Annotated in this window: 15 protein-coding genes; 12 read left to right on the forward strand and 3 right to left on the reverse strand. The window is 65.8% G+C overall.

What is annotated here, in order from left to right:
- Nucleotides 1-4: 4 nt before the first annotated feature.
- The 12 genes from AC1DIP_RS13100 (at nt 5) to AC1DIP_RS13155 (ending at nt 11,454) form a co-directional block, all read left to right on the forward strand.
- On the forward strand, nt 5-721 hold the full coding sequence (locus tag AC1DIP_RS13100) for an HAD hydrolase-like protein (RefSeq protein ID WP_477734005.1): 717 nt from the start codon (nt 5-7) through the stop codon (nt 719-721).
- Nucleotides 708-1,376 carry a 1-acyl-sn-glycerol-3-phosphate acyltransferase gene (locus AC1DIP_RS13105; RefSeq protein WP_476210975.1) on the forward strand — a complete coding sequence of 223 codons (669 nt, stop codon included), beginning with the start codon at nt 708-710 and terminating at the stop codon, nt 1,374-1,376. Before AC1DIP_RS13100 ends, AC1DIP_RS13105 begins: the two co-directional genes overlap by 14 nt.
- A gap of 80 nt (nt 1,377-1,456) precedes the next feature.
- A complete protein-coding gene (gene uvrC / locus AC1DIP_RS13110; protein ID WP_477734006.1) occupies nt 1,457-3,457 on the forward strand; it encodes an excinuclease ABC subunit UvrC in 2,001 nt (666 codons plus the stop codon).
- A gap of 67 nt (nt 3,458-3,524) precedes the next feature.
- Nucleotides 3,525-4,448, forward strand: a complete 924-nt coding sequence (gene rapZ / locus AC1DIP_RS13115) for an RNase adapter RapZ (protein ID WP_477734007.1) — start codon at nt 3,525-3,527, stop codon at nt 4,446-4,448.
- Nucleotides 4,448-5,467 (forward strand): gluconeogenesis factor YvcK family protein, encoded by a 1,020-nt coding sequence (locus AC1DIP_RS13120; protein WP_477734008.1) that lies wholly within the window; start codon nt 4,448-4,450, stop codon nt 5,465-5,467. The genes rapZ and AC1DIP_RS13120 overlap by 1 nt, the downstream gene beginning before the upstream one ends.
- A 9-nt stretch (nt 5,468-5,476) precedes the next feature.
- Nucleotides 5,477-6,457, forward strand: a complete 981-nt coding sequence (gene whiA / locus AC1DIP_RS13125; RefSeq protein WP_043454785.1) for a DNA-binding protein WhiA — start codon at nt 5,477-5,479, stop codon at nt 6,455-6,457.
- Between the two features lie 102 nt (nt 6,458-6,559).
- Nucleotides 6,560-7,186: a superoxide dismutase gene (locus tag AC1DIP_RS13130; RefSeq protein ID WP_141181542.1), complete on the forward strand. Its 627-nt coding sequence runs from the start codon at nt 6,560-6,562 to the stop codon at nt 7,184-7,186.
- A 259-nt stretch (nt 7,187-7,445) separates the two neighbouring features.
- Complete coding sequence (gene gap / locus AC1DIP_RS13135; protein ID WP_477734009.1) at nt 7,446-8,456, forward strand: type I glyceraldehyde-3-phosphate dehydrogenase; 1,011 nt, start codon at nt 7,446-7,448, stop codon at nt 8,454-8,456.
- Between the two features lie 10 nt (nt 8,457-8,466).
- On the forward strand, nt 8,467-9,693 hold the full coding sequence (locus tag AC1DIP_RS13140) for a phosphoglycerate kinase (RefSeq protein WP_477734010.1): 1,227 nt from the start codon (nt 8,467-8,469) through the stop codon (nt 9,691-9,693).
- Between the two features lie 106 nt (nt 9,694-9,799).
- Complete coding sequence (gene tpiA / locus AC1DIP_RS13145; protein WP_476210987.1) at nt 9,800-10,615, forward strand: triose-phosphate isomerase; 816 nt, start codon at nt 9,800-9,802, stop codon at nt 10,613-10,615.
- Between the two features lie 48 nt (nt 10,616-10,663).
- Complete coding sequence (secG, locus tag AC1DIP_RS13150; protein ID WP_306904099.1) at nt 10,664-10,921, forward strand: preprotein translocase subunit SecG; 258 nt, start codon at nt 10,664-10,666, stop codon at nt 10,919-10,921.
- A 140-nt stretch (nt 10,922-11,061) separates the two neighbouring features.
- Nucleotides 11,062-11,454, forward strand: a complete 393-nt coding sequence (locus tag AC1DIP_RS13155) for an RNA polymerase-binding protein RbpA (protein WP_477734011.1) — start codon at nt 11,062-11,064, stop codon at nt 11,452-11,454.
- Here the strand turns inward: AC1DIP_RS13155 and pgl are convergent.
- From pgl to zwf, 3 genes are read right to left on the reverse strand one after another with little or no spacing between them, the layout of a single operon-like run.
- Complete coding sequence (pgl, locus tag AC1DIP_RS13160) at nt 11,407-12,225, reverse strand: 6-phosphogluconolactonase (RefSeq protein WP_477734012.1); 819 nt, start codon at nt 12,223-12,225, stop codon at nt 11,407-11,409. The genes AC1DIP_RS13155 and pgl overlap by 48 nt on opposite strands.
- Nucleotides 12,215-13,156 carry a glucose-6-phosphate dehydrogenase assembly protein OpcA gene (locus tag AC1DIP_RS13165; RefSeq protein ID WP_476210992.1) on the reverse strand — a complete coding sequence of 314 codons (942 nt, stop codon included), beginning with the start codon at nt 13,154-13,156 and terminating at the stop codon, nt 12,215-12,217. The genes pgl and AC1DIP_RS13165 overlap by 11 nt, the downstream gene beginning before the upstream one ends.
- The gene (gene zwf, locus AC1DIP_RS13170; RefSeq protein ID WP_477734013.1) at nt 13,153-14,712 is read right to left on the reverse strand and encodes a glucose-6-phosphate dehydrogenase; all 1,560 of its coding nucleotides are present in this window, start codon (nt 14,710-14,712) and stop codon (nt 13,153-13,155) included. The genes AC1DIP_RS13165 and zwf overlap by 4 nt, the downstream gene beginning before the upstream one ends.
- Nucleotides 14,713-14,718: the final 6 nt, after the last annotated feature.

Here is a 14,718-nt window from a genome sequence, read left to right on the forward strand (position 1 = left end):
CCCGGTGACTTCAACAACAGTGCCCGTGATCTTTGACCTGGACGGCACTCTTGTCGATCCCGCCGGTGGAATAACCGAGGGGATTGCCTCAGCCCTCCGCGGGCTGGGGCTCCCGGTTCCCGGCCAGGACCTGCTCGATGCAATGATCGGCCCCAAGTTGAGCGACTCCCTGCTTAACGTGGCCAACGTCCCGGCCGAACACCTTGAAGAGGTTGTCCGGCTCTACCGCGAGCACTACGTCGCCAAGGGCATCGCCCAGAGCAGGCTGTACCCGGGCATCCGCGGGATCCTCGAGTCTTTTGCGGAGGCAGGCCGGCCCGTGGCGGTGGCAACCCAAAAGCCCCAGCGGCTGGCGCGCAAGGTGCTGGCGCACCACGGCATCGACGGCTTCTTCCACGGCATCCATGGCTCGGCTGATGACGAAACGGCAATGGAAGGCGTTCCGCTGGGCAAGACCCAGATCATCGCCGCCGCCCTGCGCGACCTTGATACGCAGCACGCCATCATGGTGGGCGACCGCGCCCAAGACGTGGCCGGAGCGATCGCCAACGGGCTTGACTGCATTGGCGTTGTCTGGGGATTTGCCCCGGACCGGGAGCTGGAGGAAGCCGGATCCGTCGCCGTCGTCAGCACGGGGGATGAGCTGGTGGCCGTCATTGAGCGGCTCCAGGCTGTCCACACCGCGGCCATGAGCGGGGTGAGTAACGATGGAAATGTTTGATGCCGTCCGCTGGACCACGCGCAACCTGATCGGCGGCACCTGCCGGCCCACCGTCGTCGGACTCGAAAACGTCCCGTCCGACGGCCCCTTCATCGTGGCGCCCAACCACCTGTCCTTCTTCGACAGCGTGATTGTCCAGGCGCTGATGCCCCGCCCCGTGGCATTCTTCGCCAAGGCCGAATACTTCACTACGGGCGGAGTCAAGGGCAGGGTCATGAAAGCCTTCTTCGAGTCCGTGGGCTCCATTCCCGTGGAGCGCGGTGAACAGGCCGCCAGCGTCCAGGCGCTCAAAACCCTGCTGGACATCCTCGAGTCCGGCCGTGGCATCGGTATCTACCCGGAAGGGACCCGTTCCCGGGACGGCATCCTGTACCGTGGCCGCACCGGTGTCGGCTGGCTCGCGCTCACCACCGGGGCACCCGTGATTCCCGTCGGCCTGATCGGGACCGAGAAGCTCCAGCGCGCCGGCGAAAAGGGCGTCCGGCCCCAGCACTTCACCATGAAGGTGGGGGAGCCGCTGTACTTCGACAAGACGGGACCGGACCACTCACTGCCGGCCCGCCGCGAAGTGACGGACCGCATCATGGACGCGATCGCCGCCCTCAGCGGCCAGGAGAGGTCCGCCAGCTACAACCAGAGCAAGTCAGCAGAGTAGTCCGGCGCTCCGGGGCTGCCCGGCCGGTACGGATGCGCCGGCCGGCAAGGACACCCGACTGGACTCAGTAGACTTGATAGGTGGCAAATCCAGCAAGTTACCGGCCCAAGACTGGTGAAATCCCCACCAACCCGGGCGTGTACCGGTTCCGTGATCCGCACGGCCGGGTTATCTACGTGGGCAAGGCCAAAAGCCTCCGGTCCCGGCTGAACTCGTACTTCGCCAATCCGGCCGGGCTGCTGCCGAAAACCTATGCGATGGTCCATGCGGCCAGCAGCGTGGAGTGGACCGTGGTGGGCAGCGAGCTCGAGTCGCTGCAGCTCGAATACACGTGGATCAAGGAATTCAAGCCGCGCTTCAACGTGGTGTTCCGGGACGACAAGACCTATCCCTACCTTGCCGTGACCATGAGCGAGAAATACCCCCGGGTGCAGGTCATGCGGGGGGACAAGCGGAAGGGAACCCGCTACTTCGGCCCCTACACCGCCGGTGCCATCCGGGAAACCATGGACACCCTGCTCCGGGTCTTCCCCGTCCGGAGCTGCAGCGCCGGCGTCTTCAAACGCGCCCAGGCCAGCGGCCGGCCATGCCTGCTGGGATACATCGACAAATGCTCAGCACCCTGCGTGGGCCGCATCAGCCCCGAGGACCACCGGGCCCTGGCCGACGATTTCTGTTCCTTCATGGGCGGTGAAGCCAAGAGATTCATCAACAAGCTGGAAAAGCAGATGGCAGACGCCGTCGCGAAGCTCGACTACGAGCACGCCGCCCGGCTGCGTGACGACATCACCGCCTTGCGGAAGGTATTCGAACGCAATGCCGTGGTGCTGTCCGAGGACACCGACGCCGACGTCTTCGCCCTGCACGAGGATGAGCTGGAGGCGGCCGTCCAGGTGTTCCACGTCCGCGGTGGCAGGATCCGCGGCCAGCGCGGCTGGGTGGTGGAAAAGGTGGAAGACTTCACCACTCCGGACCTGGTGGAGCACCTGCTGCAGCAGGTCTACGGTGAGGACGGCGACACGCACGGCCGGCTGCCCCGCGAAGTCCTGGTTCCGGTCGCGCCGAGCAACCCGGAAGACCTGGCCAAATGGCTGGGCGGGATCCGCGGTGCAAAAGTGGACATCCGGGTGCCCCAGCGCGGGGACAAGGCGGCGCTGATGTCCACCGTCCGCGAAAACGCCGAACACGCGCTCAAACTCCACAAGACACGCCGCGCAGGGGACATCACCGTCAGGTCGCAGGCCCTGCAGGAGCTGCAGGAAGCCCTGGACCTCCCCGTTCCCCTGCTCCGGATCGAGTGTTTCGACGTCTCGCACGTCCAGGGCACCAACGTGGTGGCCTCCATGGTGGTGGTGGAGGACGGGCTCCCGAAGAAGTCCGACTACCGCAAGTTCTCCATCACCGGCGCCGCGGCCGCCGATGACACTGCCGCCATGCATGACGTCCTGACCCGCAGGTTCCGCCACTACCTCCAGGACAAGTCGGCACAAGTGGACGAATCGGTGCTGGCAGCGGACGGCCAGGACCCGGCACCGGACACCGCTGCCCTCGACACCACCACTCCTGCGCCCAAGGCCAAGTTCGCCTACCCGCCCAATTTGGTGGTGGTGGATGGCGGCCAGCCACAGGTCAACGCCGCCGCCCGCGCCCTGAAGGACCTGGGCATCGATGACGTGTACGTGGTGGGTCTGGCCAAGCGGCTTGAAGAAGTGTGGCTTCCCGACAGCGACTTCCCTGTGATCCTGCCCCGCACATCACAGGGCCTGTACCTGCTGCAGCGGATCCGTGACGAGGCACACCGCTTCGCCATTACGTTCCACCGGCAGAAGCGCGGCAAGGCCATGACGGTGTCCGCGCTGGACGCCGTTCCAGGCCTGGGCGCCTCCAAGCGCAAAGCCCTGCTGGCACACTTCGGATCGGTCAAGGGCGTGAAGGCGGCCACCGTGGAAGAGCTTGCCGAGGCGAAGGGCATTGGCCCCGCCCTGGCCGGGGCCATCGTCAACCACTTTGCAGCAGAGGGTCCCGAGGCGGTGACCGTGCCCGCCATCAACATGGCGACCGGCGAAATCATTGAAACTTAGCTAGGGTAAAGGGCGGGACCTGCCATCGCGGGGCCCGGCAGGACAACGAGGAAACGGGGCAGGCTTCATGGCAGACACGACGGCGGAATCCGGAGCAGGCCACGACGGGCTGGAGCCCGTCAAGCCGCTCGAAGCGGAACTGCTGGTGGTCACCGGAATGTCCGGCGCCGGACGAAGCACCGCCGCGGACGCGCTGGAGGACCACGGCTGGTATGTCGTGGAGAACCTGCCGCCGCAGATGCTTGGCACGCTCGCCGAGCTTGTCTCCCACGCCCCGCAGTCGATTCCCCGGCTGGCAGTGGTCGTCGATGTCCGCAGCAAAGGCCTGTTCGCGGACATCCGGGCGGCGCTGGGCGCCCTCGCGGCCAGCGGCGTCACTTTCCGCGTCCTGTTCCTCGACGCCAGCGACAATGTCCTGGTCCGGCGGTTCGAACAGGGCCGCCGGCCGCACCCCCTCCAGGGCGGCGGCCGGATCCTGGACGGCATTGCTGCAGAACGCGAGCTGCTGCAGGAACTGCGCGACAGCTCCGACGTCGTCCTCGATACCTCCAACTACAACGTCCACGGGCTGGCCACTGCCATCACGGAACTGTTCAGCGAAACCGGCCCGGTGGCGTTGCGGCTCAACGTCATGAGCTTCGGGTTCAAGTACGGGCTCCCGGTGGATGCCAACTATGTTGCCGACGTCAGGTTCATCCCCAACCCGCACTGGGTGCCGCAGCTCCGTCCGCAGACCGGCCTGGACAAGGACGTCAGCGACTACGTCCTGGAGGCCGAAGGCGTCAAGAACTTCGTGGACCGCTACGTCCTCGCCCTGGAGCCGGTCCTGGAGGGGTACCGCCGGGAGAACAAGCACTACGCCACCATCGCCGTCGGCTGCACCGGCGGCAAGCACCGCTCCGTTGCTGTCGCAGTGGAACTTTCAAAGAAGCTCGCACAGTATCCGCGGGTCACGGTGACCACCGCGCACCGGGATCTGGGCCGCGAGTAATGGCACTGTTCACCGGAGCCCTGCCCCTGGTGCCGCCGGCCGCAGGTAAGGGCTCGGGCCAGCAGGACAAGGGCCCCAACGTCGTGGCCCTGGGCGGCGGCCACGGCCTGGCGGCCTCACTGTCGGCACTGCGCCTGCTCACCTCCGAGCTCACGGCAATCGTCACGGTAGCGGACGACGGCGGCTCCTCCGGGCGCCTGCGCGAAGAGTACGGCGTCCTCCCGCCGGGAGACCTGCGCATGGCGTTGTCCGCGCTCTGCGACGACACCGACTGGGGACGCACCTGGCGCGACGTCATGCAGCACCGGTTCCGCGCCGGGAAGGGCCCCGGCGGCTCCCTGGACGAGCACGCCATGGGCAATCTGCTGATCGTTACGCTGTGGGAACTGCTCGGCGACGCCGTCGCGGGGCTCAAATGGGCCGGTGCGCTGCTGGGCGCCCGTGGCCAGGTCCTGCCCATGTCCACCGTCCCGCTGACCATCGAAGGCGACGTCAGGGTCACCGCCCCGGACGGGAGCACAGCCCTGCAGACCCTCCGCGGCCAGGCCCGCTGCGCAGTGGCCGGATCGCTGGAGGAAGTCCGGCTCCTGCCCCCCGCCGCGCCCGCCTGCCCTGAAGCCCTGACGGCAATCGAACTCGCGGACTGGGTGGTCCTTGGCCCCGGCTCCTGGTACACCTCCGTCCTGCCGCACCTGCTCCTGCCGGAGATGCGCCAGGCACTGTGCAGCACCCCCGCCAAACGCTGCCTCACCATGAACCTCGCCACGGACACCAAGGAAACCACCGGCATGAGCGCGGCCGACCACCTCCACGTCCTCCGCCGCTACGCCCCTGAGTTCAGCGTGGACGTGGTCCTGGCCGATCCTGCGTCCGTGCCCGACCGGCAGGAGTTCGAGAAGGCCGCCGGCATGATCGGCGCGGAGGTTGTCTTGGGTAAAGTAGGGGCGTCGGGACGCCGCCCCGTCCACGAGCCGCTCAGGCTGGCCACGGCGTACCAGGACATTTTTGGGAACAGTTAGGAAGGTGCCATGGCACTGACAGCGTCGGTCAAAGAAGAACTGTCCCGTTTGGACATCAAGAAGTCATCAGTGCGCAAGGCTGAGGTCTCCGCAATGCTCCGGTTCGCCGGGGGACTGCACATCATCTCCGGCAGGATCGTCATCGAGGCGGAAGTGGACCTGGCGTCCACCGCACGCCGGCTCCGGGCCGCCATCGCGGAAGTCTACGGACACCAGAGCGAGATCATTGTGGTCTCCGCAGGCGGGCTCCGCCGAGCCAGCCGCTACGTGGTCCGGGTGGTCCGCGACGGCGAGGCGCTGGCCCGGCAGACCGGCCTCCTGGACGGACGGGGCCGCCCCGTGCGCGGGTTGCCATCCGCCGTCGTCAACGGTTCCGCCGCGGACGCCGAAGCCGTGTGGCGCGGGGCGTTCCTGGCGCACGGTTCACTCACCGAACCCGGCCGGTCGTCGTCGCTGGAGGTCACCTGCCCCGGTCCCGAATCGGCACTGGCCCTGGTGGGTGCCGCCCGCCGGCTCGATATCCAGGCCAAGGCCCGTGAAGTCAGGGGAGTGGACCGCGTCGTGATCCGGGACGGGGACACCATCGCCGCCCTCCTGACCCGGATGGGCGCCCACGATGCCCTCATGGTGTGGGAGGAGCGCCGCATGCGCAAGGAGGTCCGGGCCACCGCCAACCGGCTCGCCAACTTTGACGACGCCAACCTCCGCCGCTCCGCGCAGGCAGCCGTCGCCGCCGGTGCCAGGGTCGAACGCGCCCTGGAAATCCTCGGCGACGACGTCCCCGACCACCTCAAGTACGCCGGTGAGTTGAGGGTGGCGCACAAGCAGGCAAGCCTTGACGAGCTGGGCCGGCTGGCCGACCCCGTGATGACCAAGGATGCGATCGCGGGCAGGATCCGCCGTCTGCTGGCCATGGCGGACAAGCGCGCGCTTGACCTGGGCATTCCGGGAACGGACGCCAATGTGACGCCTGAAATGCTGGACGAGTAGGCGCCCCATAGAATCAGAAATAATTCCGGGCACCAGCTGCCCGGATGCACAATCCGAGAGTTACCAACCGGGCCTTCCTGGTCCACGATATTGGAGGATTTTGTGACCGAGTACGTATTGCCGGAACTCAGCTACGATTACGCCGCCCTCGAACCGCACATCTCTGCGCGGATCATGGAACTGCACCACAGCAAGCACCACGCCACCTACGTGGCAGGCGCCAACAACGCCCTGGCCCAGCTGGCCGAGGCACGTGAAAAGGGCGACTTCGCCAACATCAACCGGCTCTCCAAGGACTTGGCGTTCCACACCGGCGGCCACATCAACCACTCGGTGTTCTGGAAGAACCTCTCCCCGGACGGCGGCGACAAGCCCGAGGGCGAACTGGCTGCCGCCATCGACGACGCCTTCGGCTCCTTCGATGCCTTCCGCGCCCAGTTCTCCGCGGCTGCCCTCGGCCTGCAGGGATCGGGCTGGGGCTTCCTGGCCTACGAACCCATCGGCGGGAACCTGGTCATCGAGCAGCTCTACGACCAGCAGGGCAACGTGGCGCTGGGCACCACCCCGCTGCTGATGCTGGACATGTGGGAGCACGCGTTCTACCTGGACTACGTCAACGTCAAGGCTGACTACGTCAAGGCGTTCTGGAACATCGTCAACTGGGCGGACGTCGCCCAGCGCTTCGAGGCAGCACGCGCCAACGCCACGGGACTCATCACCCTCCCGTAGTGACCGGCGTTATACACCGCTGTAACAAACTTCACATTCCGACTTAAACCGGCCGGGATGTGGACCGTCCGCCCCCGCACTTGCGGGGGCGGACCCAGTTAAACGTAAGATAGGTCACGGAAGGCGGTTAGCCTTCAGCAATGAGGCTGGTCGCCCTCCGTGTAAATCATCTCTGCCCAATGGCGTGCGGGATCTGTTAGTTGGCTTGAACGCCCGCTCAACTAGTAGTGCTTTTCAAAGCACCAAGGAGACTGTAAAAGTGACGACCCGTATTGGTATCAACGGCTTCGGCCGCATTGGCCGCAACTACTTCCGCGCAACACTGGCCCAGGGCGCGGACCTGGAGATCGTTGCCGTCAACGACCTCACCAGCCCCGAAGCCCTGGCCCACCTTTTCAAGTACGACTCCGTCGGTGGCCGGCTGAAGGAAACCATCGAGGTCAAGGACGGCAACATCGTCGTCAACGGCAATGTGGTCAAGGTCCTGGCGGAACGCGATCCCGCCAACCTCCCCTGGGGCGAACTGGGCGTTGACATCGTCATCGAATCCACCGGTTTCTTCACCAAGGCAGCAGACGCGCAGAAGCACATCGATGCCGGCGCCAAGAAGGTCCTGATCTCCGCACCCGCCTCGGACGAGGACATCACCATCGTGATGGGCGTCAACCACGACCTCTACGACAACGCCAAGCACAACATCATCTCCAACGCGTCCTGCACCACCAACTGCCTCGGCCCGCTGGCCAAGGTGGTCAACGACGAGTTCGGCATCGAGCGCGGGCTCATGACCACGGTGCACGCCTACACCGCTGACCAGAACCTCCAGGACGGCCCGCACAAGGACCTGCGCCGTGCACGTGCCGCAGCCATCAACATGGTTCCCACCTCCACCGGTGCGGCCAAGGCCATTGGCCTGGTCCTGCCTGAGCTCAAGGGCAAGCTGGACGGCTACGCCATCCGCGTTCCCGTGCCCACCGGCTCCGCCACCGACCTCACCGTCACCGTCTCCCGCGAAACCACCGTCGAGGAAGTCAACGCAGTCCTCAAGCGTGCTTCCGAGTCCGACGAGCTGCAGGGCTTCCTGACCTACACGGAAGAGCCGATCGTGTCCTCCGACATCGTTGGTGACCCCGCTTCCTCGATCTTCGACGCCGGCCTGACCAAGGTCATTGGCAACCAGGTCAAGGTTGTTTCCTGGTATGACAACGAATGGGGCTACTCCAACCGCCTCGTCGACCTCACGGAGCTTGTAGCAGCCAAGCTGGGCTAGGGTTAGACACATGACATCACACACCCTCAACGAACTGATCGCTGAAGGTGTCCGCGGGCGGTACATTCTGGTTCGAAGTGACCTGAATGTGCCGCTCGACGGCTCTACAGTCACTGACGACGGCCGCATCAAGGCCTCACTCCCAGTGCTGGCAAAGCTCACGGACGCCGGTGCCCGCGTGCTGGTAACAGCCCACCTCGGACGCCCCAAGGGGGCCCCGGAGGACAAATACTCCCTGCGGCCTGCAGTGGACCGCCTCGCCGAACTTGCCGGCTTCAAGGCCACCCTGGCTGCCGACACCGTCGGCGACGCCGCCAGGGCAGCTGCCGCGTCCTTGCAGGACGGGGAAGTACTGGTCCTGGAGAACGTCCGGTTCGACGCCCGCGAGACCAGCAAGGACGACGCCGAACGCGGTGCCTTCGCTGACGAACTGGTGGCCCTCACCGGCAGCAACGGCGCCTATGTGGACGATGCCTTCGGTGCCGTCCACCGCAAGCACGCCAGCGTCTACGACGTCGCCACCCGACTCCCGTCGTACCAGGGCGATCTGGTGCACACCGAGGTCGAAGTCCTCCGGAAGTTGACCGCCGACACGCAGCGCCCCTACGTGGTGGTTCTGGGCGGTTCCAAGGTCTCGGACAAGCTCGCGGTCATCGACAACCTGATCGGCAAGGCTGACACCATCCTGGTGGGCGGCGGCATGCTCTTCACGTTCTTGGCCGCACAGGGCCACAAGGTTGCTTCAAGCCTCCTCGAGAAGGACCAGATCCCCGTGGTCCAGGACTACCTGAAGCGCGCCGCGGACGCCGGTACTGAATTCGTGGTTCCCACGGACGTGGTGGTGGCAGAGAAGTTCGCGGCCGACGCCGCGCACGAGACAGTGCCGGCTGACGCCATTGAGGGCAGCAGCTTTGGTGCCCAGGGCATCGGCCTGGACATCGGACCGGATACCGCTGCGGCCTTCGCCGAGCGGATCAAGGGAGCCCGTACGGTCTTCTGGAACGGTCCGATGGGTGTCTTCGAATTCGAAGCATTCTCTGCAGGCACCCGCGCCATCGCTCAGGCCCTGACGGAAACCGACGGGTTCACCGTAGTGGGCGGCGGCGATTCCGCTGCAGCAGTGCGCACCCTGGGATTCAGTGATGACCAGTTCGGCCACATTTCCACCGGTGGCGGCGCCAGCCTGGAATACCTCGAAGGCAAGGAACTCCCCGGCCTGAGCGTCCTGGACCGGTAGAACCACCGCTGCTGTCCGGCAGTAACGGACTTCGCAGTCCTCCGGCCGGCAGGTTGCCCGCGGCAGCCTGCCGGCCGAACACATATCAAGAACTTTTGGAGATCACGTGACTACGTCAACGAACGGCGCTTTCGACCGCAAGCCCTTCATCGCGGGCAACTGGAAAATGAACATGGACCACGTGCAGGGCATCACCCTGCTGCAGAAACTCGCCTGGACGCTGTCCGACGCCAAACACGACTACAGCCGCGTCGAGGTTGCAGTCTTCCCGCCGTTCACCGACCTCCGCGGCGTCCAGACCCTGGTCCAGGGCGACGACCTGGAGGTCGCCTACGGTGGGCAGGACCTTTCGCAGTTCGATTCGGGGGCGTACACCGGCGACATTTCCGGGCAGTTCCTGAACAAGCTTGGCTGCAAGTACGTCCTGGTGGGCCACAGCGAACGCCGCACCATCCACAACGAGTCGGATGACGTCCTCAACGCCAAGGTCAAGGCAGCTTTCAAGCACGGCGTTACCCCGGTCCTCTGCGTCGGCGAGGGGCTGGAGATCCGCCAGGCCGGGACCCACGTCGAGCACACGCTGCAGCAGCTCCGCGCCGGCGTAGCGGGCCTCACCAACGAGCAGGCAGCCGACCTGGTGGTTGCCTACGAGCCCGTCTGGGCCATTGGCACCGGCGAGGTGGCCGGTCCGGAGGACGCACAGGAAATGTGCGCCGCCATCCGGGCCGAACTGGAAAAACTGTTCGGCGCTGACGTGGCGGCCAAGACCCGCCTGCTCTACGGCGGTTCGGTCAAGGCCAGCAATGCTGCCGCCATTCTTCAGGAGCGCGACGTCGATGGCGTCCTGGTGGGCGGTGCCAGCCTTGACCCCGCCGAGTTTGCTAATATTGTCAGGTTCGAGAGCCACTTGGTGACGGACTAGCCTGCCACCGGTACATACTCCCGCAATTCCAACTTTCGAAAGGCCGTCGTGGACGTTCTTCATGTCATTCTGCAGATCCTCCTGGGGATCACCAGCCTCCTGCTGACGCTGCTGATCCTCCTGCACAAGGGACGCGGCGGCGGGCTGTCCGATATGTTCGGTGGCGGCATGAGTTCGGGGCTCAGCTCTTCGGGCGTGGCAGAACGCAACCTGAACCGCTTCACCATCATCCTGGGCGTGACCTGGGGCGTCGTGATCATCGCACTCGGCCTGATCATGCGGTTCAGCGGTACTGCTGACTCGTAAAGAATTCGCTGGATAGGGTCCAGTGGCACTCCCGCCACGCGGCTCCCGACCCTAAACTGTGGCTGTCGGTTCACCCGGCAGCCACAGTTTTTTGGTTTAAGCTGCAGGGCTCCGGTTACGGGTTCGAGGAAGGAGTTTCCATGGTCCATCCGTCATCAGGCTTTCGGGGCACCCGGGCCGGGGTGGTTGCAGGCTCCGGTTCGAGCCTGCAGTCCAACGACGTGTCGGCGGGTTCCCTCCCGCGGATCCGTGTGTCTTATTGGTGCGCCAAGGGCCATGAGACCCAGCCGGTGTTCCTGAAGATGCCTGAGGAACAGATTCCCCGAACCTGGGACTGCCGGAGATGCGGCTCGCCGGCATCCAGAGACGGGCAGGCGGCGGCCGACGATCCGTTTGAGGACGGCTACAAGAGCCACCTTGACTACGTTAAAGAACGGCGCTCCGGCCAGGACGCCGAAGACGTCCTGGCCGGAGCGCTGGAGAAGCTACGCGCCCGCGGCGTCCTTCCGGACCAGTTGCTCGGGGACGCGTGAGGCTGCGTTTTCGTCGATAAGCCACAACGTGCGGGAGGTTCCGCGGGGCCCGGATGCGGGAACCTGCACCGGGTTGGCCCCGGCCAGGGCGAGTCCCACGGCTCCTGCCTTGTCCTCACCGGCCACAACCATCCAGACCTCTGCTGCCGTGTTGATGGCAGGCAGGGTCAGGGAGATGCGCAGCGGGGGCGGCTTGGGGGAGTTCCGCACACCCACCACGGTGCGCTCCTTCTCGCGGACTCCGGCCTGCTCCGGGAACAGCGAAGCAATGTGGGCGTCAGGACCCACACCCAGCAGGACCACGTCCAGGCGGGGGAGTGCGGATGGTTCCTCAGGCCTGTCATCGGACATGTCAGCCGCGTGCTCGGCTGCTGCGGCGTCGCGCAGCTGGCGTGCATAGTCCTCCGCCGCTTCCTCGGGCGTGCCAAACTCATCGGACGAACCCGGCGAGTGGACCCGGTCCGGGTCCACGGAAATATGCGAGAGCAATGCGTCGAAGGCCTGCTTGGTGTTCCGCTCCGGATCCGCGGAACCGACGAAGCGTTCGTCACCCCACCAGAAGTTGACCTTGGACCAGTCGACGGCAGGCGCTGCCGGGGAGTCCGCAACAGCTTTCAGCGTGCCGATTCCCACGGTTCCCCCGGTGAGCACCACCGTGGCTTCTCCGTACTTGTCCTGGACATCAACGAGCTTGGTGATCAGGCGTGCCGCTATGGCGGCCATGAGGACGGACGAATCAGGATGGATACTTACTCGTGGGTCAACGCTCACTGGGTCGGACGCTCCTTAGATTGGTACGTGGCAGTCCAATAGTAATCACTTCGCCAAATACTTCGTCGGGGTCCAGCCGGCGCAGTTCCTCGGCGAGGCAGTCGCGGAGGCTGCGGCGCGGGAGGGAGATCCGCTGGGCGGGTTGGCCCGGCTGGGTGAGTTCGGCGATGGAAAGTCCCGGGCGGAACAGCTGGACGTCGCCGCCGGGCCGGCTGAGGCGGACGCGGCGGATGCCGGTCCCGGCCGGGTCCGCGACGATGGTCACCGGGGCGTCCAGGGTCAGGGTGAGCCAGGCTGCCAGCAGGATGGTGGACGGTGAGTCCGAGGCGCCCTCGACTGCTACCGCGGTCACCGGCGAAGAGTCCACTTCGTCAAGGGCGGCAGCGAGCTGGATGCGCCAGTTGGTCAGCCGTGTCCACGCGAGGTCGGTGTCCCCGGCCTTGTAGGTTTGGTGGATCCGTTCCAGGGCAGCCTGCGGGTCGGGTTCGTTCGCGGAGTCGGTGATCCGGCGGTGCGCGATCGCTCCGATGGATGTTTCGCAGGCGTTCTCGGGGGCGCCGTGCGGCCACCAGGCCACGATCGGTGCGTCCGGGAGCAGCAGCGCCGCGACCAGGGACTCGCTTTCGTGGGCGAGCTGGCCGTAGCCGCGCAGCACGATGACCTCGGATGCGCCGGCGTCCCCGCCAACCCGGATCTGCGCGTCCAGCCTGTCCTGGGACTCCTTCCCGGCGTCGGCGAGCACGATGATCCGGCACGGGTGTTCCCGGGACGCGTCGTTCGCAGCCTCGATCGCTTCTTCCTCGAGCCCGGACTTGGTTACCACGACGAGGGTCAGGACCCGGCCCAGGGCGATCACACCGCCCTGCTCGCGCAGGGCCATGAGCTTCTTGGAGACTTTCGAGGTAGTGGTGTCGGGCAGGTTTACGATCATGGCCTTCTCCAGGTTCGTCCGTCACGGGCCAGCAGCTCATCAGCGCTGGCCGGGCCCCAGGAACCGGGGGCGTAGGGTTCGGGCTGTTCGGACAGTGATGCCCAGTATTCCTCGAACGGGTCAAGGATCTTCCAGGACAGTTCCACTTCCTCGTGCCGGGGGAACAGCGGCGGCTCACCGAGCAGCACGTCCAGGATCAACCGCTCATACGCCTCCGGGGAAGACTCGGTGAACGAGTGGCCGTACCCGAAGTCCATGGTGACGTCCCGGACTTCCATCTGCGTGCCGGGGACCTTGGACCCGAACCGAATCGTCACGCCCTCATCGGGCTGGACCCGGATCACCACCGCGTTCTGCCCGAAATCGTCCTCACCGTGATCGGTGAACAGCAGGTTCGGGGCGCGCTTGAACACCACGGCGATCTCCGTGACGCGCCGGCCCAGGCGCTTGCCCGCGCGCAGGTAGAACGGCACCCCGGACCAGCGGCGGGTGTGGATGTCCACCCTGACCGCGGCATAGGTTTCGGTGGTCGAATCGGCAGGAATGCCTTCTTCCTCCAGGTAGCCCAGGACCTGCTCGCCGCCCTGCCAGCCTCCGCTGAACTGGCCCCGCGCCGAGTGCGTCGACAAATCCTCCGGAAGCTTGACCGCTGCCAGGACTTTTTCCTTCTCCGCCCTCAGGTCATCGGCGTTGAACGAGATCGGCTCCTCCATCGCGGTCAGCGCGAGCAGCTGCAGCAGGTGGTTCTGGATCACGTCCCGTGCCGCGCCGACACCGTCGTAGTACCCTGCCCGGCCACCGGTACCGATGTCCTCGGCCATGGTGATCTGGACATGGTCCACGTAGTTGGCGTTCCACAACGGCTCGAACAACTGGTTCGCGAAGCGCAGCGCCAGGATGTTCTGCACCGTTTCCTTGCCCAGGTAATGGTCAATCCGGAACACAGCGTCCGGCGGGAACACCGATTCGACAATGTCATTGAGCTGCCGGGCCGATTCCAGGTCATGGCCGAACGGCTTCTCGATCACCACGCGGCGCCACTTGTCACCGTCGGCCTGCGCGAGGCCGTGCTTGGAGAGCTGACGGCAGACCTGCTCGAACGCTTTCGGCGGGATCGACAGGTAGAACGCGTGGTTGCCCCGGGTGCCCCGGACGTCGTCAAGTTCCTTGATCGTTTCGCCGAGCCGCTCGAAGGCCGCGTCGTCGTCGAACTCGCCCTGGACAAACCTGATGCCCTCGGACAGCTGGTTCCACACCGCCTCATCAAACGGGGTGCGGGCATGGGCCTGCACCGAGGCCTTCACCTCGGCGGCGAAGTCCTCCTTGTCCCACTCCCGGCGGGCGAAGCCCACCAACGCGAAACTGGGCGGCAACAGGCCACGGTTGGCGAGGTCGTACACCGCGGGCATGAGCTTCTTGCGGGCAAGGTCGCCCGTGACCCCGAAAAGTACCAACGAGGACGGACCGGCGATCCGGTTCAAACGGCGGTCACGCGGATCACGCAGCGGATTACGCCCGCGGCCCGTGCCTTTCCGGCCGTATTCAGTTTCTGGCATGGTTGC

The organism is Pseudarthrobacter sp. 05T312 (assembly GCF_056396685.1).